The 26,446-nt window shown below is 71.2% G+C and carries 22 protein-coding genes and 1 pseudogene; 11 read left to right on the top strand and 12 right to left on the bottom strand.

Annotated features, from left to right (window positions below; translation table 11 throughout):
• Positions 1-7 precede the first annotated feature (7 nt).
• The 3 genes from AB0I18_RS35340 to AB0I18_RS35330 form a co-directional block, all read right to left on the bottom strand.
• Positions 8-640 (bottom strand): AAA family ATPase, encoded by a 633-nt coding sequence (locus tag AB0I18_RS35340; protein WP_363109762.1) that lies wholly within the window; start codon positions 638-640, stop codon positions 8-10.
• Between the two features lie 90 nt (positions 641-730).
• On the bottom strand, positions 731-1,402 hold the full coding sequence (locus AB0I18_RS35335; RefSeq protein ID WP_363109761.1) for a response regulator transcription factor: 672 nt from the start codon (positions 1,400-1,402) through the stop codon (positions 731-733).
• 38 nt (positions 1,403-1,440) lie between these two features.
• Positions 1,441-2,643, bottom strand: a complete 1,203-nt coding sequence (locus tag AB0I18_RS35330) for a sensor histidine kinase (RefSeq protein WP_363109760.1) — start codon at positions 2,641-2,643, stop codon at positions 1,441-1,443.
• A 299-nt stretch (positions 2,644-2,942) separates the two neighbouring features.
• On the opposite strand from AB0I18_RS35330, the gene AB0I18_RS35325 reads away from it, so the two are divergent.
• Positions 2,943-4,304: an SAM-dependent methyltransferase gene (locus tag AB0I18_RS35325; protein ID WP_363109759.1), complete on the top strand. Its 1,362-nt coding sequence runs from the start codon at positions 2,943-2,945 to the stop codon at positions 4,302-4,304.
• On the opposite strand, the gene AB0I18_RS35320 is transcribed toward AB0I18_RS35325, so the two are convergent.
• The gene (locus AB0I18_RS35320) at positions 4,269-5,429 is read right to left on the bottom strand and encodes an NADH-quinone oxidoreductase subunit D (protein ID WP_363109758.1); all 1,161 of its coding nucleotides are present in this window, start codon (positions 5,427-5,429) and stop codon (positions 4,269-4,271) included. The two genes, AB0I18_RS35325 and AB0I18_RS35320, sit on opposite strands and share 36 nt — an antisense overlap.
• Before the next feature lie 31 nt (positions 5,430-5,460).
• Here AB0I18_RS35320 and AB0I18_RS35315 point away from each other — a divergent pair, with 31 nt between their 5' ends.
• On the top strand, positions 5,461-5,964 hold the full coding sequence (locus AB0I18_RS35315; RefSeq protein ID WP_363109757.1) for a PH domain-containing protein: 504 nt from the start codon (positions 5,461-5,463) through the stop codon (positions 5,962-5,964).
• 47 nt (positions 5,965-6,011) lie between these two features.
• Positions 6,012-7,424 (top strand): PH domain-containing protein, encoded by a 1,413-nt coding sequence (locus AB0I18_RS35310; RefSeq protein ID WP_363109756.1) that lies wholly within the window; start codon positions 6,012-6,014, stop codon positions 7,422-7,424.
• A gap of 1,641 nt (positions 7,425-9,065) precedes the next feature.
• Here the strand turns inward: AB0I18_RS35310 and AB0I18_RS35305 are convergent.
• Positions 9,066-9,545, bottom strand: a pseudogene (locus tag AB0I18_RS35305) (hypothetical protein); the annotation flags it as partial.
• 293 nt (positions 9,546-9,838) lie between these two features.
• Positions 9,839-10,963 carry an alpha/beta hydrolase-fold protein gene (locus AB0I18_RS35300; RefSeq protein WP_363109755.1) on the bottom strand — a complete coding sequence of 375 codons (1,125 nt, stop codon included), beginning with the start codon at positions 10,961-10,963 and terminating at the stop codon, positions 9,839-9,841.
• Positions 10,964-11,233: 270 nt separating this feature from the next.
• On the opposite strand from AB0I18_RS35300, the gene AB0I18_RS35295 reads away from it, so the two are divergent.
• The 8 genes from AB0I18_RS35295 to AB0I18_RS35260 all read left to right on the top strand — a co-directional run bounded on the left by AB0I18_RS35295 (position 11,234) and on the right by AB0I18_RS35260 (position 18,678).
• Entirely contained in the window at positions 11,234-13,039 is a 1,806-nt protein-coding gene (locus tag AB0I18_RS35295) for a phosphatidylglycerol lysyltransferase domain-containing protein (RefSeq protein WP_363109754.1), read from the top strand.
• 356 nt (positions 13,040-13,395) lie between these two features.
• Positions 13,396-13,962, top strand: a complete 567-nt coding sequence (locus AB0I18_RS35290) for a SigE family RNA polymerase sigma factor (protein ID WP_363109753.1) — start codon at positions 13,396-13,398, stop codon at positions 13,960-13,962.
• Entirely contained in the window at positions 13,959-15,350 is a 1,392-nt protein-coding gene (locus AB0I18_RS35285; protein ID WP_363109752.1) for a PQQ-binding-like beta-propeller repeat protein, read from the top strand. The genes AB0I18_RS35290 and AB0I18_RS35285 overlap by 4 nt, the downstream gene beginning before the upstream one ends.
• Positions 15,351-15,429: 79 nt before the next feature.
• Positions 15,430-16,326: a dihydropteroate synthase gene (gene folP / locus AB0I18_RS35280; RefSeq protein WP_363109751.1), complete on the top strand. Its 897-nt coding sequence runs from the start codon at positions 15,430-15,432 to the stop codon at positions 16,324-16,326.
• On the top strand, positions 16,323-16,826 hold the full coding sequence (locus AB0I18_RS35275; RefSeq protein ID WP_363109750.1) for a nuclear transport factor 2 family protein: 504 nt from the start codon (positions 16,323-16,325) through the stop codon (positions 16,824-16,826). Before folP ends, AB0I18_RS35275 begins: the two co-directional genes overlap by 4 nt.
• A gap of 258 nt (positions 16,827-17,084) precedes the next feature.
• Positions 17,085-17,444, top strand: a complete 360-nt coding sequence (gene folB / locus AB0I18_RS35270; RefSeq protein WP_363109749.1) for a dihydroneopterin aldolase — start codon at positions 17,085-17,087, stop codon at positions 17,442-17,444.
• Complete coding sequence (gene folK, locus AB0I18_RS35265) at positions 17,441-18,049, top strand: 2-amino-4-hydroxy-6-hydroxymethyldihydropteridine diphosphokinase (protein WP_363109748.1); 609 nt, start codon at positions 17,441-17,443, stop codon at positions 18,047-18,049. The genes folB and folK overlap by 4 nt, the downstream gene beginning before the upstream one ends.
• A gap of 140 nt (positions 18,050-18,189) precedes the next feature.
• Positions 18,190-18,678 (top strand): DUF3180 domain-containing protein, encoded by a 489-nt coding sequence (locus AB0I18_RS35260; protein WP_363109747.1) that lies wholly within the window; start codon positions 18,190-18,192, stop codon positions 18,676-18,678.
• Between the two features lie 18 nt (positions 18,679-18,696).
• Here the strand turns inward: AB0I18_RS35260 and folE are convergent, their stop codons facing one another.
• From folE to dacB, 6 genes are all read right to left on the bottom strand, one after another.
• Positions 18,697-19,302: a GTP cyclohydrolase I FolE gene (gene folE, locus AB0I18_RS35255; protein WP_363109746.1), complete on the bottom strand. Its 606-nt coding sequence runs from the start codon at positions 19,300-19,302 to the stop codon at positions 18,697-18,699.
• A gap of 133 nt (positions 19,303-19,435) precedes the next feature.
• On the bottom strand, positions 19,436-21,481 hold the full coding sequence (gene ftsH, locus AB0I18_RS35250) for an ATP-dependent zinc metalloprotease FtsH (RefSeq protein WP_363109745.1): 2,046 nt from the start codon (positions 21,479-21,481) through the stop codon (positions 19,436-19,438).
• A gap of 211 nt (positions 21,482-21,692) precedes the next feature.
• Positions 21,693-22,253, bottom strand: a complete 561-nt coding sequence (hpt, locus tag AB0I18_RS35245) for a hypoxanthine phosphoribosyltransferase (protein WP_363109773.1) — start codon at positions 22,251-22,253, stop codon at positions 21,693-21,695.
• A 79-nt stretch (positions 22,254-22,332) separates the two neighbouring features.
• On the bottom strand, positions 22,333-23,367 hold the full coding sequence (gene tilS / locus AB0I18_RS35240) for a tRNA lysidine(34) synthetase TilS (protein ID WP_363109744.1): 1,035 nt from the start codon (positions 23,365-23,367) through the stop codon (positions 22,333-22,335).
• Positions 23,368-23,538: 171 nt separating this feature from the next.
• A complete protein-coding gene (locus tag AB0I18_RS35235; protein ID WP_363109743.1) occupies positions 23,539-24,663 on the bottom strand; it encodes a zinc-dependent metalloprotease in 1,125 nt (374 codons plus the stop codon).
• Positions 24,664-24,825: 162 nt separating this feature from the next.
• Positions 24,826-26,418, bottom strand: a complete 1,593-nt coding sequence (gene dacB / locus AB0I18_RS35230) for a D-alanyl-D-alanine carboxypeptidase/D-alanyl-D-alanine-endopeptidase (RefSeq protein ID WP_363109742.1) — start codon at positions 26,416-26,418, stop codon at positions 24,826-24,828.
• Between the last annotated feature and the right edge of the window lie 28 nt (positions 26,419-26,446).

The raw sequence follows: 26,446 nt of genomic DNA, 5'->3' as shown, positions 1-26,446 counted from the left end.
AAACGAGTCAGTCGAACCGGATGTGCCGCACCCCGACCCGTACCTGCCGCAGCCGTGTCCGCAGGGCGCCCTCGTTGTTGGGGGCGAGCGTCAGCCCGGCCAGCACCGCGATCCGGTCCGCCGTCTTCGGCACCGTCGACTGGTCCGTCCACAGATGCTCGGCGAACTCCGGTTCGCGCAGCCGCTCCAGGCAGTGGTCGAGCTGCTCGACGGCCCAGCTGTCCCCGCGCAAGGGAGCGCCTTTGCCGGTGACGCGCTGGACGAGGTGTCCGAGGCCGCGCTCGCGCAGCCGCTTCAGAACGGTCTCGCGTTCGGCGAGGAGCGTGAAGTGCCGTACGTCGTGGCCCTTTTCGCGCAGTATCCCGACGGTCTCGTCGAAGTAGCCGAAGTCCGTGACGGTCATGGGCGCGATCACCACGCCGTCGTGCTTGGTGAGGGCGAGGTCGAGCACCTCGACCACGCCCTGCCGCCAGGACGCCAGATCCTGGAAGTTTCCGCGCAGTTCGGGCGGCAGCATGCGGCGCAGCCCGAAGCCGGGGTGTTCCGGATCGCAGATGACGCTGCCGGGCAGCCGCCGCTGGATCTCGTGTGCGGTCTGCGTCTTGCCGCCGCCGAAGGGCCCGTTGATCCACAGAAGCATGCGCAGACCCTAGTGCTCGCCGATTACGCCCGGGTCACGCTCCGGCCGCCAGGCCCGCACGCCTGGCCGGCCGACCAGTCCGAGCGGGGATCAGCCCTGCCCTCCGGCCCGTACAAGCCCCGTCTCGTACGCCAGAACGACGACCTGTACGCGGTCCCGGAGCCCCAGCTTGGTGAGGATGCGGCCCACGTGGGTCTTGACCGTCGCCTCCGAGAGGACCAGCCGCGCCGCGATCTCGCCGTTCGACAGCCCCTGCGCGACCAGGATCATCACCTCGCGCTCGCGGCCGGTGAGCCGCTCCAGCTCCTTGTGCTGGGGATCCTTGCCCGCGTTGGGCAGCAGCGGCGCGAACCGGTCGAGCAGGCGCCGGGTCGTGGACGGCGCGACCACGGCGTCGCCGCTGTGCACGGAGCGGATCGCGGCGAGGAGTTCGCCGGGCGGCACGTCCTTGAGCATGAAGCCGGAGGCGCCCGCCTTGAGCCCGGAGAAGGCGTACTCGTCGAGGTCGAAGGTGGTCAGGATCAGCACCTTCGGCGGGTCGGGCTCCGAGCAGATGCGGCGGGTCGTCTCGACGCCGTCCAGTTTCGGCATGCGGACGTCCATGAGGACGACGTCGACCTCGGACGCGCGCAGCACCTGGAGGGCCTCGACACCGTCCCCCGCCTCGGCCACGACCTCCATGTCCGGCTGGGCGGCGAGCACCATCCGGAACCCGGTGCGCAGCAGCACCTGGTCGTCGACGAGCATCACGCGGATCGGCATGGGGAGGTCCTCCGGTCGGTTCGTGGGACGGGCACGTGTCAGTGGGCGGACTTGAGCGGAAGCAGGGCGCTGATGCGGAAGCCGCCGCCCGGGCGCGGCCCCGCGTCCAGGGTGCCGCCGACCATACCGACGCGCTCGCGCATCCCGATCAGGCCGTGGCCCTGGCCGTCGGTGCCGCCCTCTTCGTACAGCTCGTGCGGGGCGCCCTTGCCGTCGTCCTCGACGAGCAGGCCGAGGCCGTCGTCGAAGTACACCAGCCGCACGCTCGCGCCCGCGTTGGGCCCCCCGTGCTTGCGGGTGTTGGTGAGCGCCTCCTGCACGATGCGGTACGCGGTCAGTTCCACGCCGCTGGGCAGCGGGCGCGGGGTTCCCTCTATCTTGAAGTCGACGGGCAGGCCCGAGGTGCGGCACTGCTCGATGAGGTCGTCGAGCTGCTCGACGTCGGGCTGCGGCACGTACTCGCCGGACTCCTGGTGCTCGCCGGTGCGCAGTACGCCGAGCAGGCGGCGCATCTCGGCGAGGGCCTGCCGGCCGGTCCCGGAGATGGTCTCCAGGGCCTTCTTGGCCTGGTCCGGGGCGCTGTCCAGGACGTAGGCGGCGCCGTCGGCCTGGACCACCATCACCGACACGTTGTGCGCGACCACGTCGTGCAGCTCGCGGGCGATGCGGGCGCGCTCGGCGGCGACGGCGACCTTGGACTGGGCCTCGCGTTCCTTCTCCAGTCGGGCGGCGCGCTCCTCCAGCTGGGCGAGGTAGGCGCGCCGGGTGCGGATGGAGTCGCCGAGGACCCAGGCGAGCGCGAAGGGGACGGTCTGGAAGACCCCCACCAGGATGTTGGACGCGGCGCTCTCGGACTCCACCTGCCAGCGCAGTTGCGCGAGCAGGCCCGCGCTCAGGCCGCCGATCAGTGCGATCCGGGAGGCCCAGGGGGCACCGTCCGCGGCCACGGTGTAGATGATCACCAGCATCGCGAAGTCGGCCGGCATCTGCGACACGTCGAACGCCAGCTGCGCCAGGCCCGCCGCCACGGCCAGCAGCAGCATCTTCTCGGGCATGCGGCGGCGCAGCGCGACCACCAGGCAGAGCATCAGCACGATCGGGATCATCACGGCCGGCAGGTCGCTCCCCCGGTCCTCCTGACTGGCGGTCCCGCTCACTGCGGAGAACCCGAACAGGACGACGGCCCAGAAGCTGTCGACCCACGTCGGGTACCGGCGGAGAAAGTCATAGAGGCGCTGCACGTAACCCAGCGTAGGGACGCGTGCAGTGTGCAGGGGTCAACCGGAGGGTCGATCCGTGAACGGCGCTTGTACTCCCCAAGGTGGAGGCCTCCCTGGACCTGACGCTTAGCCTGGCGCGGTGAAGGCGGTCGGGAGCAGGGGTGAACGCAGTGGGGCGTGAGGCGGTGGGCGAGGGGCGCGGGTGGCGCCCGGCGACCGAGGAGGCGCTCTACGGACCCCGCGGGTTCTATCGCCGACCAGAGGGTCCCGCGGGCCATTTCCGCACGTCAGTGCATGCGTCGCCACTCTTCGCGCAGGCCGTGGCCAGGCTTCTGTGCCGCGTCGACGAGGCCCTCGGCCGCCCCGCCGAACTCGCCTTCGTCGACATGGGCGCGGGCCGCGGCGAGCTGCTGACCGGCGTCCTGAAGGCGCTCCCCGCCGAAGTGGCCTCCCGCGCGCGCGGGTACGCGGTCGAACGCGCCGGCCGGCCCCGAGATCTTGATCACCGGATCGAGTGGCTGCCGGTGCCTCCGGCGGGGGTCACAGGGCTGCTCTTCGCCAACGAATGGCTGGACAACGTGCCCCTGGACGTGGCCGAGGCCGACGCGGACGGGGTGCCCCGCCTGGTTCTCGTACGGGAGGACGGCACGGAGTCCCTCGGCGAGCCGGTGACCGGTGCGGAGGCCGACTGGCTGGCCCGCTGGTGGCCGCTCGGGCGGGCTCCCGGTGCCTCCGGCGGGGGAACGGAGTCCGGTGGCGTGCACGCCGGCCCTGAGGGTTTGGGCGGCGAGGGTTCGGACGGCAGGAGGGCGAGCAGCGAGGTCCCAGGAGGCAGGCCGACCGGCGGCGAAAGCGCAGGCCGTGCTGCCGAGCCGCTCGGACATCCCGGGGCCGACGACACGGACCGGCCCTCCAGGGCCAACCACACGCGCGGACGCCCCGGGACCGCGCGGCCGGACACAGACTGGGAATCCGACCCCGCCCCCGACCCCGACCCCGACCCCGACCCCGACTCGGACCAGGACCAGGACCCGGACGGTCGGCGAGGGGTTCCCGGCGGTCCGGCGGCTGTCGAGTTCTCCGGCACCCCGGCGGCCGGCGAGTTCTCCGGCGCTCCGGGCGATCCGGGCGCTCCAGGCGCTCCAGGGGACCCGGACCACCACGACCCGCCGCCCGCCGAAGGCCTCCGCGCCGAGATCGGTCTCCCCAGGGACGCCGCCTGGGCGTCCGCCGTGGCCGCGCTCGGCCGGGGCCTGGCCGTGGCCGTCGACTACGCGCACTTCGCGGACGCGCGGCCGCCCTTCGGGACGCTCACCGGCTTCAGGGAGGGCCGGGAGACGGCGCCCGTGCCGGACGGCTCCTGCGACATCACCGCCCATGTGGCGCTGGACGCGTGCGCGCTGCCCGGGGCGCGGCTGCTCACCCAGCGGGAGGCGCTGCGCGCGCTGGGGGTGAGCGGCGAGCGGCCGCCCCTGTCCCTGGCCGCCACGGACCCGACGGCCTACGTACGGGCGCTCGCGGGCGCGGGTGAGGCCGCCGAGCTCACCGCGCCGGGCGGACTCGGCGACTTCGGCTGGCTCGTGCAGCCGGTCGGCATCGCGAACCCGCTCCCGGGTGGGGCACCGCTTGGGGCACCTCCCGGGGCCCTACTTGTCGATGTCCCCGACCACGAAGAACAGTGACCCCAGGATCGCCACCATGTCCGCGACGAGCGTGCCGGGCAGCAGCACGGCGAGGGCCTGGATGTTGTTGTACGAGGCCGAGCGCAGCTTCAGCCGGTACGGGGTCTTCTCGCCCTTGCTGACGAGGTAGTAGCCGTTGATGCCCAGGGGGTTCTCGGTCCAGGCGTACGTGTGGCCCTCGGGGGCCTTCAGGACCTTCGGGAGGCGTTGGTTGATCGGCCCGGGCGGCAGCTCCGCCAACCGGTCAAGGCAGGCGTCCGCGAGGGCCAGCGCGTTGTGCGTCTGTTCCAGGAGGACCTCGAAGCGGGCGAGGCAGTCGCCCTCCTGCCGGGTGACCACCTTCAGGACGTCGCCCAGCTCCCCGTACGCCAGATACGGCTCGTCGCGGCGCAGGTCGAAGTCGACTCCGGAGGCGCGGGCGATGGGACCGCTCACTCCGTAGGCGTGCACCGCCTCCGGGGAGAGCACTCCGACGTCGCGCGTACGCCCCCGGAAGATCTCGTTGCCGAGCACGAGGTTGTCGTACACGTCCATGCGCGAGCGGACGGCCGCGACGACCTCACGCGCGCGGGTGGTCCAGCCGGCCGGAAGGTCCTCCTTCAGACCCCCGACCCGGTTGAACATGTAGTGCATCCGCCCGCCGGAGAGCTCCTCCATGACGTGCTGGAGGTCCTCGCGCTCCCGGAAGGCGTAGAAGATCGGGGTGATCCCGCCCAGTTCGAGGGGGTAGGACCCCAGGAACATCAGGTGGTTGAGGACGCGGTTCAGCTCCGCGAGGAGCGTGCGCGTCCACACCGCGCGCGGGGGGACCTCCATGCCGATCATGCGCTCCACGCCGAGGACGACGCCCAGCTCGTTCGAGAAGGCGGAGAGCCAGTCGTGGCGATTGGCGAGCATGATGATCTGGCGGTAGTCGCGCGCCTCGAAGAGCTTCTCCGCGCCGCGGTGCATGTAGCCGATGACCGGCTCGGCGTGCTGGATCCGCTCGCCGTCCAGTACGAGCTTCAGGCGCAGCACGCCGTGTGTGGACGGATGCTGGGGCCCGATGTTGAGCACCATGTCGGTGCTCTCCGCGGCGCCGCCGATCCCGACTGTGGTCTCTGTGGGACCCGTCGTAGGAGTCATGGGAACAGTGTCTCGTACGTACGCTTGCGACATGGAGACGGGGACCTTGGACAACGCGGGGCACACGGGGGACGAGCCGGTGTGGATCGGGCTGCCGCCGGGGCTGCTGAGGATGCGGCGGTTGCTGCTGGTGGTGTGGCTCGGGCTGTTGACCGTGGGCACGGCCCTGCTGCTCGGCCTGCTCGTCGGGCCCGGCTGGGCGGCCTTCGCGCTGCTTCCCCTCGGCGTGCTGCTGTGGGGCTGGCCGATGCTGGGGCGCAACTGGCGGTCCTGGCGGTACGCCGAGCGCGCGGACGACCTGCTGATCAGCAAGGGCGTGCTGTGGCAGGAGGAGACCGTCGTGCCGTACGGGCGCATGCAGCTGGTCGAGGTCACCTCCGGTCCCGTCGAGCGTCACTTCGGGCTGGCGAGCGTGCAGCTCCACACGGCCGCCGCCGCGACGGACGCGCGCATTCCCGGGCTCGACCCGGCGGAGGCCGAACGGCTGCGCGACCGCCTCACCGAGCTCGGCGAGGCCCGATCGGCGGGCCTGTGACCACGCCTGGAGGGACTCCGCCGCCCGGCACGGCCTCCCGGGGCTCCATGGCGCCACCGGACGCTCCCAAGGGCGTACAGGAGGCCGAGGACGTACACGAGCGGGCCGAGGACGTACGGGACGCGGCAGCCGTGGACATACGGAAGAACGGGGACATACGGAGGAACAGGGCCGAGCCGCTGGAGCGGCGGCTGCATCCCGTGACGCCGCTGCGACGCGCGTGGGCTCCGGTCGCCGTGATCGCCGGATGGGCCGTGCACGACCCCGACCAGGCGCAGCGGCAGCTGACCCGGGTCACGACGACCACGCTGCTGATCGCGGTCGCCGTGTCCGTTCTGGCGGCCGCCCTCTACGGCTTTCTCAGCTGGTGGTTCACGCACTTCGCGGTGACCGACACCGAACTGCGCATCCGTACGGGCCTGGTCTTCCGCCGCACCGCGCACATCCGGCTCGACCGGCTCCAGGCCGTCGACGTCACCCAGCCGCTGCTGGCCCGGGTGGCCGGGGTCACCAAGCTCAAACTCGACGTCGTCGGGACCGACAAGAAGGACGAGCTGGCCTATCTGGGCCAGGAGGAGGCCCGGGTACTACGGGCCGAACTGCTGGCCCGGGCCGCCGGTTTCGCGCCCGAGACGGCCCACGAGGTGGGCGAGGCACCCGTGCGGCAGCTGCTGCACGTGCCCGCGGGCGTCCTCGCGGTCTCACTCGTACTCACCGGGGCCACCTGGGGAACGCTGGCCGCCGCACTCGTCGTACCGCCGATGCTGTGGTTCGCCACCCACAGCATCTGGACCGTCCTCGCGACGGCGCTGCCGCTCCTCGGCGCGGCCGGCGCGAGCAGTGTGGGGCGGTTCGTCGGCGAGTACGACTGGACGGTCGGCGAGTCCCCGGACGGGCTCCGCATCGACCACGGGCTGCTCGACCGCACACACGAGACGGTGCCTCCGGGTCGTGTGCAGACCGTACGCATCGTCGAACCCCTGCTCTGGCGGCGGCGCGGCTGGGTCCGCGTCGAACTGGACGTGGCGGGGTCGTCCAACTCCGTGCTCGTGCCGGTCGCTCCGCGCGAGGTCGCCGAATCGGTCATCGCGCGCGTGCTGCCCGGGGTGACGGTGCCGGCCTCGCTGGCGCGGCCGCCGCGCCGGGCCGGGTGGTGCGTGCCGTTCTGGTGGCGGAGTTACGGGCTCGCCGTCACGGACACCGTCTTCGCGTCCCGGCACGGGCTGCTGCGCCGCAGCCTCGCGCTCGTCCCGCACGCCAAGGTCCAGAGTGTGCGCCTGGAGCAGGGGCCGTGGATGCGCGTCAAGGGGCTCGCCCACGTCCACGTGCACACCGGCGCCAACAAGACGGTGACGGCCGGTCTACGGGACGCCGCGGAGGCGGCGGAGCTGCTGTACGGGCAGGCGGACCGGTCACGGACCGGGCGGCGGGAGGCCCGGCCGGACCGCTGGATGGCTTGAGGGGCTGAATGAGGGCCTTTATGGGGCCTGAAATGGCTTGAGGACAGTGGCGGTTGCCACTGCCCTCGAAACGTACGGCCGAAAACGTACGGCCACGGAGGCTCAGGAAACCGCGCTCCGCAGTTCCGCCACGTCGATCTGTTCCGTCTCGTCGTGTGCGGTCAGGTCGATGACCTGGCCGACGCCGCGGGACTCCTCGCCCGCGGGCTTGAACTCCGCCTCGGCCTCGGCCTTGTGCAGCGCGAGCGCCTCCTGGCCCACCACGTCGGCGAGGTCCTCGTTCTGTACGGCCTCCAGGGCTTCCGCGCCCTTCTGCGTACCGAAGAAGTCGAACCCGCCCTCCACGGAGGGGCGCCGCACGGGCGAACCCGGTACGACCGCCACCGCCGTCGGCACGGTGAAGTGCCCGGAGGTCTGCGGGGGCTTGGGCGGCTGTGCGGGCCTCGCGGCGGGGGTGAGCGCGGCCGCGCTCGTGGGGTCGGGGGCCGCCGCTCCGGGAGCGGCGGGGCGGCGGGCCAGGGCCGTTTCGGTCATGGCGGGCCGCGCGAGGGCGGTGGTCGGCTGCGACGGCTCCGTGGCCGAAGCCGGGGCCGAAGTCGAAGCCGAGGCCGTGCCGGTCTCGGTGGACCGCGTGGATATCGCGCCGCTCGTGGCGGCCTGCGCTGCCTGCGCGGGCGGCCGTACGGTCTCGGTGGTGGACTGTGTGAGGGGCCGTACGGTCTCCGTGGACTGCGGGCGCACCGGTGCGGTGGCGGCGGCCGTGCGCTCGTGCCCGCCGACCGCCTCGGCCTTCCCCCGCGTCTCGCCCTCCGGCCCGGTCTCGCCCTTGGCGGGGGCGCTCCCGTGAGAGCCGCCCTTCGCCGGACTTCCGGTCGGAGCGGCGGTGTTCGCGGCGGTACCGGTCACGGTCCCGCCCGTCGTCGGCGCACCCTTCGGGGAACCGCCCGGCCTGGGCGCTCCCTTCCCGGGCCCGCCGGGCGAAGGCCAGCCCTTCCGGGTACCGCTCTTCGCGGCGCCCCGCTTGGCGGAACCGCCCTTCGCGGACGCGGCCTGCGCGGAGTCAGCGGTCGCCGGGCCGTCCTCGCCCTCCCCCTCGCCCTCGCCCTCGCCGGGGCCGTCCGTCGCCGGCTCGCTCTGCGCGGAAGGGCCTGCCGCGGCGTCACTCTGCGCCGAACCGTCCTCGGCGGACCCGCTGTTCGCCGAGCCCGAGTCCGAGCCGGAGCCGGAGCCCGAGCCCGAGCGATCCTCCGCGGCCGCGGAATCCCCTGCCTCTGCTGCCTCTGCTACCCCTACCGCTTCTACCGCATCCTTCGCGGACTCGGCGTCCTGGGACACACTCTCCTCGGACTCCTCGGACGGGTCCTCCACCAAGTCACCGGCCGAGTCGTCGGCCGGAGCCGCGTCCTCGACCACTCCGGCGGTACCGGTCCTCGCACCCGCGAGCCGGTCCAACGCCGCGTTGGCCTTCACGTAGACAACCGAAGCCGCGGCCGACGCCGCGAGGGCGGCCTGGACGGTCGCCGCGGTCGCCTCCGGAACCGCCGGCTCGGCCGACGCCTCAGCGGACCGGGCGGGCCCGGCCTCCTCAACCGCCGACGCCGCCGACGGCGTTGAAGCCTCGGACGTGTCCGAAGCCGCCGCGGGCAACGCCAGGGCGGGAGTCGTCGTCGCCTCTATCGCGAGAAGCCGGCGCCCTTCCAGGGCGGTGGCCCGCTCGGTCTCCGCCGTGGCGTACCGGCGCAGCAGCGCGGCGTGCTCGTTGCGCAGGCCCGCCAGCTCGGCACGCTTGGCGCGGAGTTTCTGCTCCAGCTTGGTGCGCAGCTCGCGCGACTCGTCGAGGTCGGTCTCCAGCTCGGCGACCCGCTCCTCGTGGCGCCACTCGTCGCTCGCCCGCGCGCGCGTGAGATCGGCGACGCGTTTGCCCGCCATCGTGTCCCAGCGGCGCATGACGACCGCGCCCACGACAGCCGTCACCGCGGCACCGGCGGCCAGCCCGCGCAGCACCAACGGTTCCGCGAACAGCCATGGCCCGACGGCGCAGACGAGCGAGACGCCCGCGATCGCCGAGGGGGGCAGCAGCCGGTGCAGAGGTGGGGAATGGCGGTGACGTCCACGTGGCATGGCCAGAAACTTACCGCGCGTAGGCGAATCTTGGTGCCCCGCCCGGCAAAAACGCAGCCACACCGAAGACTTTCCGCCGTCTCATCACTCGGCAATCCCCGCTCCGGCCGCTCCCCGACCACCACACCGGCCTGTCACCGGCCATCGCACCGGTCACTCACCTTGCCCGATTCCGATGCCGCCTTCCGATCCCGCCTTCTGAGCCCGCCTTCTGCCCGTCGACATTCCTCACCGGCCGCGCCGGGGAATTCCGCGAGTGCCGCCGCGTATTCGCGTACGACGTATCAGACGTATCAGCGGTCGCTCAGCCGTCCGCTGAGCCACTGCAGGGTCGCCGGGATCTCGCGCCGCCAGGTGTTGAAGTTGTGCCCGCCGCTGTCGAGGATGATCGACGAGATACGTGTCGGCTTCTTCGCCTTCACCAGGTCGATGAACCGCAGCGTCTCCTTGTAGTTGGTCTCGCCCTGCCTGCTGCTGCTGACCAGCAGAGACGTGTCCGGACCTGGCCGGTGCTTCAGGTACCACATCAGGTCGGCGCTGCTGCGCAACTCCTTGTCCCCGTGGAAGAGATCGCCCGTCGTGGGGTCGGTCGGCGCCCTGTAGTACGGGGAGAGGCCGGCCCCCGCGGCGTACGTCTCCGGGTGGTGGATCGCGAGTTTCAGCGCGCAGTAACCGCCGGTGGAGTCGCCGACGATTCCCCAGCTCCCGGGTTTTCTGCCCACCCTGTAGTGGGCGGAAATGGCTTCGGGCAGGTCCTTGGCGAAGAACGACTCGGTCTGCGGGCCGCCGGGAACGTCCACGCACTCGGTGTCCCGCGGCGGCGCGACGGTCGGCCGCATCATGACCAGGATCATCGGCTGCGTCTTGCCCTCCTTGGCGAGTTCATGGGCGGTCTGCGGATAGTGCAGGCCCTTGATGAGCGCCTCGGCGGTGCCCGGATAGCCGGTGAGCACGGCGGCGGCCGGGAAGGTGCGCGTGCGGTACTGCGACTGGAAGTACTCCGGCGGCAGATAGACGTACGCGGGAGTCGCGATGTGGGTCCGCCGGCCCACGATGTCGACCTTCTGTATCTGGCCGCCGGTCCGCGGCCGGGCCCCGCCGGAGACGTCCACCTGCTGGGTGTCGACCACCTGGAGCGGGCCGCCCGTGCCGCCGGCGTCGTGGTCGACCACCACACCCTGGCCGGATTCCTGGCCGAAGAGGTCGGCCCAGCTGGCGTAGAACCCGAAGGCCTGGTTGGCGCCGAGGCCGATCGACGCGAAGACCACGACCTGGGTGGCCAGCAGCAGGCCGATCCGCCCTGACACGGCACGCCAGTTGGGACGTGCGAGCCGCGGCCAGAACCACACCGTGCCGACGAACAGCAGCACCGCGAGGAGGACTGCCACTACCAGCATCTTGTTGCTCGTGAGACCCATGGGTGTTCCTGTCTGCGTTCTGCGTCCGGGTTCTGCTTTTTTGCGTGCTGCGTGCGTGATGTGTGCTGCGGCCGGTGCCGGCTCCGCTTCCTGACGGCGCCTTGCCCCGGTCTTGCCTGGCCTTTTGCAACGGTTTTCCGGAGGGGAGTGAACCTGACTCCCCAAGACACCGTCCTAGAGGGCGCAATGTGACCGGATGCCGGATTGGCACCGGATTCAAGGTCTCTCGCAGAACCACGGGATGCGATGTCTGTCAGGATAGATGGGGAAATGTCGGGTGAGGTTCCGGAACGAACGGGCCGGCTGCGGGGCGTACTCCGCGGTCCGCGCCCCGAGGCCGTCCCCGCCCTGGTCGCCAGAGCCTGCACGCTCGTAGGCCTGCTGGACGTCGCCGCGGGCGTCTTCCCGCGCTTCCGCCACAGCTGGATGCACACCGTCGCCGAGGTGCTGCCCGGAGCGCTCGGCCCCTTCGCCGCCGCCCTGTCGCTCAGCACGGGCGTCCTGCTGCTCCTGCTCGCCCACGGTCTGCGCCGGCGCAAGCGGAGGGCGTGGCGGGCCGCCGTCGTCCTGCTGCCGCTCGGCGCCCTCGCCCAGCTCACGTACCGCCACTCACTCATCGGCGTCCTCATCTCGCTGGCGCTGCTCGCCCCGCTGCTGCGCCACCGGCACGAGTTCGCGGCGCTGCCCGACCCGCGCAGCCGTTGGCGCGCGCTCGCCAACTTCGTTCTCATGGGCGCCGGTTCGCTGGCCCTGGGCCTGGTCATCGTGAGCGTCCACCCGGACCGCATGGTCGGCAGCCCGAGCCTCGCGGACCGCATCAGTCATGTGCTGTACGGGCTGTTCGGCTTCGAGGGTCCTGTCGACTACCGGGGCACCACGTCCTGGACGGTCGCCTTCTCCCTCGGCGCCCTCGGCCTGCTGACCGCCGTGACCACGATCTACCTGGCCTTCCGCCCCGAGCACCCCGCCGCCCGCCTGACGCCGGACGACGAGACACGGCTGCGTGCCCTCCTGGAGAAGCACGGCGGCCGCGACTCGCTCGGCCACTTCGCGCTCCGCCGCGACAAGGCGGTCGTCTTCTCGCCCAGCGGCAAGGCCGCCGTCACGTACCGCGTCGTCTCCGGGGTGATGCTCGCCAGTGGCGACCCGATCGGCGACGTCGAGGCCTGGCCCGGCGCGATCGAGCGCTTCATGGACGAGGCGAAGGCCCACTCCTGGACGCCCGCCGTCATGGGCTGCTCCGAGACGGGCGGCGAGGTCTGGACGCGGGAGACCGGCCTCGACGCCCTCGAACTGGGCGACGAGGCGGTGGTGGACGTCGCGGATTTCTCCCTGGCGGGGCGCGCTATGCGGAACGTGCGCCAGATGGTGAAACGCATCGAACGGGCCGGTTACGAGACCCGGGTACGGCGCATCCGTGACCTCGGCGAGGGCGAGCTGGACCGGATCCGGCGCGCCGCGGAGGACTGGCGCGGCACGGACACCGAGCGCGGCTTCTCCATGGCGCTCGGCCGCATCGGCGACCCGGAGGACGGCGACTGCCTGATCGCCACCGCCCACAAGGCCGACGCCCAGCCGGGCCCGTACGGCGACCTGAAGGCCGTACTCCACTTCGTCCCGTGGGGCACGGACGGCGTCTCCCTGGACCTCATGCGCCGCGACCGCTCGGCGGACCCCGGCATGAACGAACTCCTCATCGTGGCAGCCCTCCAGGCCGCCCCCCGCCTGGGCATCACCCGCGTCTCCCTGAACTTCGCGATGTTCCGCGCGGCCCTGGCCCGCGGCGAGAAGATCGGCGCGGGCCCGGTCCTCCGCGCCTGGCGCGGACTGCTGGTCTTCCTCTCCCGCTGGTTCCAGATCGAGTCGCTCTACAAGTTCAACGCGAAGTTCCGCCCCCGCTGGGAGCCCCGCTTCGTCGTCTACCGCACCTCCCGCGACCTGCCCCGCATCGGCCTGGCCGCCATGCAGGCCGAGGGCTTCGTCAGCCTCGCCCTCCCCCGCCTCCTGCGCCGCCGCCCAAAGGCCCCCCGCCCGTGCCCGCACGCGGTGGCGGAACGCGACGTACGAGCGGCGTAACCGCCCCCGCTCCCCGCCACCGGCTCCCGAGCCGCACAAAGACCCCGACCGCCTCGCGACGCACCCCCCGCGCCGCGAGGCGGTCGGCTTGTTCCGGGGGTCCGGGAGGCGGGGTTCCGGGAGGCGAGGACTGCCCGGGCAAGAAAGTCGGCCGCACCGGCATAGATACGGCACGGCCCTCGCGTCTAGGACTGCGGGGGACGGTACGGGGGAGGTGGGGCGTGGGCCGCCGCGAGACGGCGTGCCCGCGCCCCCGGTACTTTTCGGGAGACCCGGTGCGGACCCGGTGCCCGGCAGAGGCATAGCCGCAGAGCCCTCCTCGCGTCAGTAGCAGTGCCTGAGATCGGGAGGGGTCCATGGACAGTCGGGGCCATGAGGAGTTCAGCGCGTTCGTCGAGTCGCGCTCGACCGCACTGCTGCGGTTCGCCGTGCTGCTGACCGGTGGCGACCGGCATGCGGCGGAGGACCTGTTGCAGATCGCGCTGATGAAGTCGTACGGACGCTGGCGGCGCATCGACGAGCCCGAGGCGTACGTGAAGAAGGTCATGTACCGCCAGCAGATCAGCCGTTGGCGGCTGCGGATGCCGCGCGCCGAGACGACGGTGGCGGCACCACCGGAGGCACCGGGCGCCGCGGACCCCGCGGATTCCATGGTCCCGGCCGACGAGCGGCTCGTGGTACGCCAGGCGCTCGGCCGGCTCACACCGCGTCAGCGCACGGTTCTCGTACTGCGCTACTTCGAGGACCTCTCGGAGACCGAGGTCGCCGACCAGCTCGGCTGCAGCGTAGGCACCGTGCGCAGCACCACCCACCGCGCCCTGGAGAAGCTCCGAAGAACCGCTCCCGAATTCGGCGGAGCGGAAGGCGACGAAACTGCCGGGGCGCCACGCCTCAAGCACTCAGCCAAGGGGGTAGAGGCATGAACGCCGATCAGCTGAACCGGGAAGACAAGGTACGGGACGCACTGCGCAACTGGCCGCTGGACGCCGTACGGGCGCCCGGCGATCTCGCCGAGCAGGTCGTCGCCCGGCGGAGGCGGCGAACACGCCTGCGGAGTGCGGCGGTGTCGGGCCTCGCGGTGGTCGGGATCGCGGCCGGCTCGCTCATCGCCGTCCAGCCCGGCGACGACGCCCGGCCGCAGCGGGGAGGCGTGGCTTCGCCGACCGCCGATCCGCTGCCCGCGGACTGGAAGCCGTGGGGGACCGCGCTTCCCTCCGTGCACATCAACGACTGTCTGCCGGTCGGCGACGCGTTGTACTGCAACGGCCAGGGGTACGTCGCGCTCAAGGTGGACGCCCGCACGGGGAAGACCCTGTGGTCGGTCAAGGAGGGCAAGGGGGGCGGGGACTCGTACGGCGGCACCATGGGCGGTGTCCGCGACGGCATCGTCTACACCTTCGCCGACCGCTATCCCGGCACCAGCTACGAACGCACCGACCTGACAGCGCTCGACGCCGACACCGGCAAGGAGCTCTGGCGGCACGGACTGGCCGATGACCATCGAGACACCACCGCGGCCATCCCCATCGAGGGCGGCGTGTTCGCCAACACCCCGCGGTTCAAGACGATGAAGGGGCTGGATGCCAGAACCGGCAAGGAGCTGTGGGAGTACAAGTGGGGCAAGGGCATCCACTGCGAGCGCACGGCGGTGGCCGGGGTGCCCTACGTGATCTGCGGCAGGGAGAAGGACCGGTGGGAGGTCACACTCGACGTCATCCGCCTGGACCCCAGGACCGGCGAGGCGAAGAAGGTCGCGTCCATCCCGGGCGCGACCGCGCACACGGGCAACACCGCGGACTCGCTGGTCTTCGCCGAGTACGAGGGTGATCAACCGCTCTACCAGGCCACCGGCATCAGTGCCCTGATCACCGTTGATGCCGATTCCGGCAAGGTCGACACCAAGCCGGTGCGCGATGTCCCGGCCGGTGGCACCTCGCTCGTCGGCGACGTGGTCTTCGTGAGCCGGCAGGCCCGCCTGACCGCACTCGACGCGGACAGCGGCGAGAAGCTGTGGAGCCGCGAGCTCGCGCTGAAGCTGGACCCGGGCAAGGGAGAATTCCCCATGCCTGAGCGGCTTTCGGATCCCGCGGTGATCGACGGACGGCAGGTCGCCTATGTCCTCAGCTCCAGGGGCGAGCTCGTCGGCGTCGACCTGGCCGACGGCAAGCAGGTGTGGTCGGGCTCCGTCGAGCTGCCGAAGCTCCCGGAGGGCGCCGATCCGAGGGTGCCGCAGCTGATCCCCTACCGGGACGTCCTGCTGGGCCGGGCGAACGAGCACCTGTTCGCCCTCCGGCCGGAGCCCACCGGCTGAACCGCCCCCGCGAGGAGTCCACGAACCCCACTCACCCAGGGCGACCGGCCGCCCACCGCCGGGGGCCTACGCTGGACGCATGAGCAAGAAGAGCGGGCGAGGCCAAGTGACAGGGCTTCCGGCGTGGGACCGGTGCGCGGTCATGGGGGTCGTGAACGTGACCCCCGATTCCTTCTCGGACGGCGGCCGCTGGTTCGACACGACGGCCGCCGTCAAACACGGCCTCGACCTGGTCTCGGAGGGCGCCGACCTGATAGACGTCGGCGGCGAGTCGACCCGCCCCGGCGCCACCCGCGTCGACGAGGCCGAAGAGCTCAAACGCGTCATCCCGGTCGTCCGCGGCCTCGCCTCCGAAGGCGTCACCGTCTCCGTGGACACCATGCGCGCCTCGGTCGCCGAGCGGTCGCTCGCCGCCGGGGCCGCCCTCGTCAACGACGTCAGCGGCGGCCTCGCCGACCCGGCGATGATCCCGGTCGTCGCCGCGGCCGGCGCACCCTTCGTGGTCATGCACTGGCGCGGCTTCCTCCAGGGCGGCAACGTGCAGGGGACGTACGAGGACGTCGTCTCCGAAGTCGTCGACGAGCTCCACGCGCGCGTGGAGGCCGTTCTGGCGGGCGGCATCGCCGCGGACCGCATCGTCCTCGACCCCGGCCTCGGCTTCTCCAAGCAGGTCGAACACGACCTGGCGCTGCTCGCCCACCTCGACCGCCTCCGGGACCTCGGCCACCCCTTGCTGGTGGCGGCCTCCCGCAAGCGGTTCCTCGGCCGCGTACTGGCGGGCCCGGAGGCCGCCCCGCCGCCCGCCAGGGAACGTGACGCCGCCACCGCCGCCGTCTCCGCGCTCGCCGCCCACCAGGGCGCCTGGGCCGTCCGCGTCCACGAGGTACGGGCCACCGCCGACGCCGTCCGGGTCGCCCGGGCCGTGGAAGGCGCCCGGACCACCGAGGGACCCGGGACCGCAGAGGGAGCCCGGTGAGCGCGCCCAAGACGGACGTCGAGCAGGTCGAACTCGCCAACACCGCCTTCTACGAGGCACTGGAGCGGGGCGACTTCGAGGAACTGTCCTCGCTCTGGCTGACCCCGTCCGACCTGGGCCACGACGAGGAGTACCACGACCCGGCACAGGCCGGCGAGGTCTCCTGTGTGCACCCCGGCTGGCCGGTCCTCAACGGCCGCGGCGAGGTCCTGCGGTCGTACGCGCTGATCATGGCGAACACCGAGTACATCCAGTTCTTCCTGACCGACGTGCACGTTTCGGTCACCGGCGACACCGCCCTGGTGACCTGCACGGAGAACATCCTCAGCGGCGGCCCGCCGCCCGAGGACAGCGACGAACTCGGACCCCTCGTGGGCCAGCTCGTCGTCGCCACGAATGTGTTCCGCCGCACATCCGAGGGCTGGAAACTCTGGTCGCACCACGCCTCTCCCGTACTGGCCGAAACCGGCGAGGAAGAGGACGACGACTCCCCCGCCTGAGTGGGTAGGTGCCGGGTAGGGCCGAGTAGGGCCAAGCAGGGATTGAGATCATCGGGCCCTGGGTATGGGCGGCTACCAGCCCGTGAGCCGCCGCGTTCCCCGCAGGAAAACACTCGATGAACCCTCCTGGCCCTCACCCGGACCGGGGCCTCTGCGGGCGAGCGCTGTCGGTGCCCGCAGGTAGATTCGACTGAGGCCGGAGTGCCGACCGCACTCGGCAGTGACCGGCCGTTACCGACGATTGCAGGAGTGATTCGCGTGGATCGTGTCGCGCTGCGCGGCCTGAAGGCCCGCGGGCACCACGGTGTCTTTCCCAGGGAACGCGAAGAGGGCCAGACCTTCATCGTGGACCTGACGCTGGGCCTGGACACCCGGCCGGCCGCGGCCGACGACGACCTCACGAAGACCGTGCACTACGGCATCGTGGCGGAGGAGGTCGTGGCCGTGGTCGAGGGCGAGCCGGTGAACCTCATCGAGACACTCGCCGAGCGCATCGCCCAGACATGCCTCAAGCACGACGGGGTCCAGGAGGTCGAGGTGTGCGTCCACAAGCCGGACGCCCCGATCACCGTCCCCTTCGACGACGTGACCGTCACCATCATCCGGAGCCGAGTATGACCGCGTTCACCGAGGGCCCGAGCGACCCGACCGTCCAGCCGGTGCCCGCCTCCGTGGTGGAGCGCGTGGACGCCGCCGACACGACCCTGCAGAACCCCAGGCGTGCCGTGCTCTCCCTGGGTTCGAACCTCGGCAACCGCCTGGAGACCCTCCAGGGAGCCATCGACGCCCTGGAGGACACACCGGGCGTCCGCGTCAAAGCGGTCTCCCCGGTGTACGAGACGGAGCCGTGGGGCGTCGAGCCGGGCAGCCAGCCGACGTACTTCAACGCGGTGATCGTCCTCAGGACGACCCTGCCGCCCTCCTCGCTCCTGGAGCGGGCGCACGCGGTCGAGGAGGCCTTCCACCGGGTGCGGGACGAGCGCTGGGGCGCACGCACGATCGACGTGGACATCGTGGCGTACGCGGACGTCGTGTCCGACGACCCGACGCTGACCCTCCCCCACCCGCACGCCCACGAGCGCGCCTTCGTCCTCGCTCCCTGGTACGACGTGGAGCCCGAGGCCCAGCTGCCCGGCCGCGGCCCCGTGGCGCGGCTGCTCTCCGCCGTCCCCCGGGAAGGTGTGGCGCCCCGCGCCGACCTGGAACTCCAGCTGCCCGACTAGTCGTTAAGGTCGAGACGAACACAGGCGGTCGACCGAAGGGGCGAAGTGGCTGCATTTCCCCGGGAACGCTGCATCCGACGGCGGCCGTGCCGCGGGCCGGGCCGCCGTGGGCCAGGACATGCGATCACGAGGGGATCTGAGTGAAAGAGCTGCACATCAGGCCACTGGCCGTGGTGTTCGTCATCGCCGGGGTGCTGTCCTGGGCGGGCGCCCGCCTGTGGAACTCGGTGGGCACGCTCCCCCGGGTCCCGCTGGCCGCCCCCATCGTCCTGGCACTGATCGCCGTCGTCCTGCTGGCCACGGCACTCTCTCTCCGAACCCGTCTGAAGGCCCAGCGGGAGCGCCGGCCCGGCGCCAAGGGTGTCGACCCCCTGATGGCGGCCCGAGCGGTCGTCTTCGGCCAGGCCAGCGCTCTGGTGGCCGCCCTCGTCTCCGGCATGTACGGCGGCACCGGCGCCTTCCTTCTGGAGTCCCTCGACATCCCCGCCCGCCGCGACCAGGCCATCTACGCCGGCTTCTCCGTCCTGACGGGCATCGCCGTCATAGCGGCCGCCTTCTTCCTGGAGCGCGTCTGCAAACTCCCGGAGGACGACGACACGAACGGCGGGACGACGGCTCCGGCGGCCTGACGCGCCCCGGGCGGAGCGTCACCGAGCCATGATGAGGCTCATCGCCTCATTACGGGTGGCCGCATCCCGCAACTGCCCCCGGACAGCCGACGTTATGGTCTTCGCTCCCGGCTTCCGAATACCACGCATGGACATGCACATGTGCTCGCACTCCACCACGACGATCACGCCGCGCGGCTCCAGAATGTCCATCAGCGAGTCGGCGATCTGTGTCGTGAGCCGTTCCTGCACCTGCGGCCGGCGGGCGTACACGTCCACGAGCCGGGCCAGCTTGGACAGCCCTGTGATCTTGCCACTGGTGGCCGGGATGTAGCCGACGTGCGCGACGCCCCTGAACGGAACCAGATGATGTTCACAGGTCGAGAACACCTCGATGTCCTTCACCAGGACCATCTCGTCGTGACCGAGGTCGAACGTCGTCGTCAGGACCTCCTCGGGCGCCTGCCACAGCCCCGCGAAGATCTCCTTGTACGCCCGCGCCACCCGCCCCGGCGTCTCCCGCAGCCCCTCCCGGTCCGGATCCTCCCCCACCGCGATCAGCAGCTCTCGTACGGCGTTCTCGGCACGCTTCTCGTCGAACTCGCCGATCGAGCCCTCGCCGTCCAACGTCACGGGGTCGGTCATCTGGTGCCTCGTTTCTGTGCCGCTCACGCGCACGGACCACGCGTATCGCATACAGGCATACAAAAATGCCGCGCCCCTCAGGTTAAAACCTGAGGGGCGCGGCAGTCATTCCGGGCCTGGTGAGGCGGCCGGGTCAGCTCTCCGAGCGATCCTCGGGAGCCGGGGCCGTCTCGGTCACCGGGAGCGCCTCGGCAGAGACGTTCGCGTTCGCGGTGAGCGCCGGGGTCGCGCCGTTCGCCCCGTTCGTCAGTGACAGCTCCTTGGGGGAGAGCACCGGCGGGCGGGTGGACGGCGTGCGCCGGGAGGAACCGGTCCACGCGGGGCGGGCCGGGCGCTTGACGATGGGAGCGAAGATCTCAGCGATCTGCTCCTTGCCCAGCGTCTCCTTCTCCAACAGCTGAAGCACCAGGTTGTCGAGGACGTCGCGGTTCTCGACCAGGATCTCCCAGGCCTCGTTGTGCGCGTTCTCGATGAGCTTCTTGACCTCTTCGTCCACCAGCGCGGCGACCTCTTCCGAGTAGTCGCGCGGGTGACCCATCTCACGGCCCAGGAACGGCTCGGTGTTGTCGCCACCGAACTTGATCGCGCCGAGCCGCTCGGTCATGCCGTACTGCGTGACCATCGAGCGGGCCGTTGCGGTGGCCTTCTCGATGTCGTTCGCGGCACCCGTGGTCGGGTCGTGGAAGACGAGCTCCTCGGCCGCGCGCCCGCCCAGCATGTACGCCAGCTGGTCGAGCATCTCGTTGCGGGTCGTGGAGTACCTGTCCTCGTCCGGCAGGACCATCGTGTAGCCCAGAGCACGCCCTCTGGAGAGGATCGTGATCTTGTGGACCGGATCGGAGTTCGGTGAAGCCGCCGCGACCAGGGCGTGTCCGCCCTCGTGGTACGCGGTGATCTTCTTCTCCTTGTCCGACATGATCCGGGTCCGCTTCTGCGGGCCCGCGACCACCCGGTCGATCGCCTCGTCCAGCATGTTGTTGTCGATGAGCTTCAGGTTGCCGCGCGCGGTGAGCAGCGCGGCTTCGTTCAGCACGTTCGACAGGTCGGCGCCGGTGAAGCCCGGCGTACGACGCGCAACCGCGGACAGGTCGACGTCCGGAGCGACCGGCTTGCCCTTCTGGTGAACCTTGAGGATCTCCAGACGGCCCTGCATGTCCGGGCGGTCGACCGCGATCTGGCGGTCGAAGCGGCCGGGGCGCAGGAGGGCCGGGTCGAGGATGTCGGGCCGGTTCGTGGCGGCGATCAGGATGACGCCGCCCTTCACGTCGAAGCCGTCCATCTCGACGAGCAGCTGGTTCAGCGTCTGCTCGCGCTCGTCGTGACCGCCGCCCATACCGGCACCGCGGTGCCGGCCGACGGCGTCGATCTCGTCGACGAAGACGATCGCCGGAGCGTTCGCCTTGGCCTGCTCGAACAGGTCACGGACACGGGAGGCACCGACACCGACGAACATCTCGACGAAGTCGGAACCGGAGATCGAGTAGAAGGGAACCCCGGCCTCGCCCGCGACAGCACGCGCGAGGAGCGTCTTGCCCGTACCGGGAGGCCCGTACAGGAGCACGCCCTTGGGGATCTTCGCGCCGACGGCCTGGAACTTCGCCGGCTCCTGGAGGAACTCCTTGATCTCGTGGAGTTCCTCGACGGCCTCGTCCGAGCCCGCGACGTCCGAGAACGTCGTCTTCGGGGTGTCCTTGGTGATGAGCTTCGCCTTGGACTTCCCGAAGTTCATGACCCGGGAGCCGCCGCCCTGCATCTGATTCATCAGGAACAGGAAGACGACGACGATGAGAACGAAGGGAAGCAGGGACAGCAGGATGCCGACGAAAGCGTTCTGCTTGGTCGGCGAAACCGTGTAGCCGTCCGGGATCTGCTTGTTCTGGTACTTGGTCTGGAGGGTGTTGGCGAGGGCCACACCCTGGTCGCCGATGTAGCTCGCCTGGATCTTCGAGCTGCCCTCGACCTTTTCGCCGTCCTTGAGCTCGATCTTTACGATGTGCTCGTCGCCGGTGGTGATCTTTGCTTGCTGGACCTTGTCGTCAGTGATCGCCTGGACGACCTGGCCGGTGTCCACCGTCTTGTAGCCGCCGGACGAGCCGACGACCTGCATCAACACGACCACGGCAAGGACGGCCAGCACGATCCACATGACCGGCCCACGGAAGTATCGCTTCACGTCCATCCATACGGAGCGATGCCGCCCCGTCCCTCCTGCCATAGTGAGTTTGATAAGACTGTTCTTCGGACGGTACCCCAGCATTGCCACCCGAAGCCGCACGGCCCGGCTGACAAACCCGTCTACGCATGCTCCAACGGCGCGAAACCCGCTGGGGTTCCCGTCGCCCGAGAGGGCTGCGTCACCTATTGGCGAACCGCTGCTCCCTCAGGGTGCCTCAGCCGCCGTAGACGTGGGGCGCGAGCGTACCGACGAACGGCAGGTTCCGGTACTTCTCCGCGTAGTCGAGGCCGTACCCGATGACGAACTCGTTCGGGATGTCGAAGCCGACCCACTCCACGTCGATCGCGACCTTCGCCGCCTCGGGCTTGCGCAGCAGCGTGCACACCTTGAGGGAGGCGGGCTCGCGCGAGCCGAGGTTGGAGATCAGCCAGGACAGCGTCAGCCCGGAGTCGATGATGTCCTCGACGATCAGGACGTGCTTGCCCTTGATGTCGGTGTCGAGGTCCTTGAGAATCCGCACCACTCCGGAGGACTGGGTGCCCGCGCCGTACGAGGACACCGCCATCCAGTCCATCGTGAGCGGGGTGGACAGGGCACGCGCCAGGTCCGCCATGACCATCACGGCGCCCTTGAGGACTCCGACGATCAGCAGGTCCTTGCCCGCGTACTCCGCGTCGATCTTCGCGGCCAGCTCGACCAGCTTCGCGTCGATCTCTTCCTTGGTGATGAGCACCGACTTGAGGTCGGTGCCCATGTCTTTCGCGTCCACCCGCATCACTTTCGGTCGTCCCGCCACCAGCTGACCGGCCCCTCCCCGAAGGGGAGACCCGAACGTCCCCCGGAGGGGCGTGTTCTCAGCCTTGCCGAATCACCAGTCTGCCACCCTGCCGCTGGGCGACGACTTTGCCCGGGAGATTGATGACTCCCTGGCCACGCCAGCCGGTGATCAGCCGGTCGACCTCTTCGATGTGCCGGGCGAAGAGCGAACCGGCGGGCGCCCCGGCCTCGATGGCGACGCGGCGCAGGATGCGGCGGCGCACGGCGGGCGGCAGGGCGTAGAGCTTGGCGCACTCCAGGAGGCCGGCCGCGTCGCGTACGGAGGCCTCGGCCTGGCCGGCCCAGGCGTCGAGGGCGTCGGCGTCGTCGCGCGAGAGCTGTGCCGTACGGGCGAGTGCTTCGACGACTCCCTTGCCGAGGGCCTTCTCCAGGGCGGGCAGGCCCTCGTGGCGCAGGCGCGAACGTGTGTACGCCGGGTCGGCGTTGTGCGGGTCGTCCCAGACGGGCAGAGACTGGACCAGGCAGGCCTTGCGGGCGGTCTGCCGGTCCAGGTGCAGGAAAGGGCGACGGTAACGGCGGGCGGCTCCCGGGCGTCCGGAAACAGCGGCCATTCCGGAGAGGGAGCGGATGCCGGAGCCGCGGGCGAGGCCGAGCAGGACGGTTTCGGCCTGGTCGTCGCGGGTGTGGCCGAGGAGGATCGCGCACGCGCCGTGGCGCTGCGCGGCGGCGTCCAGCGCGCCGTACCGGGCGTCGCGGGCGGCGGCCTCGGGGCCGCCGTCACGGCCGACGGCGACGGCGACGGCCTCGGCCGGGGCCAGCCCGAGTTCGGTCAGGCGCAGCACGACCTCGTCGGCACGCTGGCCGGAGCCGGGCTGCAGGCCGTGGTCGACGGTGATGCCACCGGCACGGATGCCGAGTTTGGGCGCTTCGAAGGCGAGGGCGGAGGCGAGTGCCATGGAGTCGGCGCCGCCGGAGCACGCGACGAGCACGAGCGGCGGGGGCGGCAGCTCGTGCGAGGTCTTGTCGGAGGCGGGGGCGTGGTCGGTGAGAACGTCGTGGAGTACGCGGCGGACCGCCAGGCGTATCGCCGCGACCGCAGGATGGGGACCCATGTCCGGTTCCCTTCATGAAATTGTCGGGGGTTAGCCCGGGATCAGTCACTCAGAGTGTGTAGATGGTGACAGAACCGGGCCGTTCCCCGAGCATCGCACGCCTACCCATCGCTCACGGTCCCTCGGACGGGTGATTGGAGGGGCGTTCACCTGCCGTCGGCCGGATTCAGTTCACGACTCTGCCTTACGGTGCACCCGCGCGACCCAGTCCGCCGGTTTGGCGATCTCCGTCTTGGTCGGGAGCGTGTTCGGCGAAGTCCACACCCGGTTGAACCCGTCCATGCCGACCTCGTCCACGACCGCCCGCACGAACCGCTCCCCGTCCCGGTACTGGCGCAGCTTGGCGTCCAGGCCGAGCAGCTTGCGCAGCGCCAGGTCGAGGCGGGAGGCCCCGCGGGCGCGTCGCTGCTGGAATTTCTCGCGGATCTCGGCGACGGACGGGACCACCTCGGGGCCGACGCCGTCCATCACGAAGTCGGCGTGTCCCTCCAGGAGGGACATCACGGCGGTCAGTCTGCCGAGGATCTCGCGCTGGGCGGGGGTCTGCACGATCTCGACGATGGACCGGCCGTCGTCGCCCTCCTCGCCCTCGGGGCGGCCGCCGGCGAGCGACTGGGCGGCCTCTCGGATGCGCTCCAGGACGGTCATGGGGTCGACCTCGGTCTCTCCCAGGAAAGACTGGATTTCACCCTCAAGATGATCACGCAGCCAGGGCACGGCCGTGAACTGGGTCCGGTGGGTCTCCTCGTGGAGGCAGACCCAGAGCCGGAAGTCGTGGGGCTGGACGTCGAGTTCGCGCTCCACGTGCACGATGTTCGGCGCCACGAGGAGGAGCCTGCCCCCGCCGTTGGCGCCGGCCGGGAGGTCCCGGGTGGCCGGGGCGAAGGTCTCGTACTGTCCGAGGACTCTGGAGGCCAGGAAGGACAGCAGCATGCCCAGCTCGACGCCGGTGACCTTGCCGCCGACGGCGCCGAGGACGGCGCCGCCCGGGGTACTGCCGCGCCGCTCCTGCATCTTGTCCAGCAGCGGCTTGAGGATCTCCCTGAACCCGGCGACGTTCGCCCGGACCCAGCCCGGTCGGTCGACGACGAGGATGGGAGTGTCGTGAAGGTCGTCGCCGCCCATCCGCGTGAAGCCGCGGACGTGTTCCTCCGACGCCTTGGCGTGCCTGCGCAGCTCGGCGACGACAGCCCGGGCGTCGTCGCGGCTCACTTCTGGGCCCGGCCGTACGAGCCGGGTCGCGGTCGCCACCGCGAGATTCCAGTCGACCATCTCCGCACCACCGATGCTCGTCATGCGTCAACCGTACGTGAGCGCTGCCGCTTGGGGCAGGGAGTGGGGCTGTGGGGCTGTCCTTGTGGGGACCGTGCGGGTCGGCTGTGGCTGGGCGCGCAGTTCCCCGCGCCCCTTCAGGAGGGCGCGGTGCGCCTCTCCTGAAGGGGCGCGCCCCCGGCATGCTCAGTTGCAGCCGCAGGTCGCCAAGGTTGATGCCAGGCGGTCGAGGGTTCGCTGGGTGGCTGTTGGGTCCGTTGGGCGGTCGGAGGCGGTCAGGAAGGCGAAGGACAGGAGGCGGCCCTCGGTGTCGACGACTGTGCCTGCCAGGGTGTGTACGCCGGTCAGGGTGCCTGTCTTGGCGCGTACGACGCCGGTGCCGGGCTGGTCCGCGTAGCGCTTGACGAGGGTGCCGGTGAAGCCGGCCACGGGGAGGCCGGTGAGGACCGGGCGGAGGTCGGGACGGGCCGGGTCGGCCGCCTCGGCCAGCAGGGCGGTGAGCAGGTCCGCGGTGAGCTTGTCGGCGCGGTCCAGGCCGCTGCCGTCCGCGAACTCGACGCCCTTCAGGGGCAGGCCGAGCTTCTTCAGCTGCGTACGGATCGCCGTGGAGCCGCCCTTGAAGCTCGCCGGTTCGCCGGAGGCGAGCGCGGTCTGGCGGGCCAGGGCCTCGGCGATGTCGTTGTCGCTGCTGGTCAGCATGTGCTCGACGAGGGTGGACAGGGGCGGCGACTGGACGGTGGCGAGGGCCTCGGCCTTGCCGGTCGCCTTGGCGGGGGCGGGAGTCGTGGTCTTGATGCCGCGGTCCTTGAGGAGGTCCGCGAACTTACCGGCCGCGTCGGCCGCCGGCTCCGGGCTCCGGTCCGCGGCGCCGCTGGAGGAGTCGTCGAGGCGGCCCTCGTCGGCCATCAGGGCGGTGACCGGGGCGAGGTTCGTATGGTCGTGGGCCCAGATGGGGTGCGTGACGGGACCCTCGTAGAGGGAGGTGTCGTACGAGAGCGTCACCTTGCCGGTCTTGCGGGCCTTGAGGGCGCGGGCCGTGTCGTCGGCGAGGGTGCGCAGGCTCGCGTTGCCCTCGGCGTCCTCGCGGGCGGTCAGCGTGGGGTCGCCGCCGCCGACGAGGACGATCTTCTCGGTGCCGGGTTCCAGGACCGTGCGGGTCTTGATGCGGTGGTCGGCGCCCGCCGCGGTGAGGGCCGCGACGGCTGTGGCGATCTTCGTGGTGGAGGCCGGGGTCAGCGCCTCTCCCGCGGCCTTGCCGTACAGGCGCTTGCCGGTGGTCAGGTCGACGACGGCCGCCGAACGTTCGGAGCCCAGCGAGGGGTCGTCGAGGAGCGGCCCCAGGACGTCGGCGAGGGCCTTCTCCGTGGGTGACGGCACTGAGCCGACGGAACCTCCCAGTCCGGTGAGTACGGACGGGGCGCTCGGCGCGGACTGTGGCTCCTTTCCGGACGTACCGGACACATGGCCGTGATCTGCGCCACCTGCGAGCTCCCGCGATGCGGCCCAGTCGCGCTCCGCCGTACGCTGACCGGTGGAGTCCCAGGGCCCGGCCGCAGTGACCACGGTGGCCGCCACGACGAGTCCGAGTGTGGCGGCGCCCGCCGTGAACTGCACGGTCGAAAACGGCCGCGTGACCAGCGGCTTCACAGCTCCCGTTGCTCGGACGAGTGGTGGTTTGACGGCTCCGACGGCCCGTACGAGTTGCGGTCTCACGGATCGCGCGACCCGCACCACATGCGGTCTCGCGGCCCGCCAAGCCCTCAGCTCCGGCACGACCACCAGCCCCTTTCGCGATCACACACCTGCG

It is taken from the genome of Streptomyces sp. NPDC050704, from assembly GCF_040654355.1.
Taxonomy (GTDB): domain Bacteria; phylum Actinomycetota; class Actinomycetes; order Streptomycetales; family Streptomycetaceae; genus Streptomyces.
The sequence above is the reverse complement of the archived record's forward strand: the minus strand, read 5'-3'. Positions and strand labels throughout refer to the sequence as shown.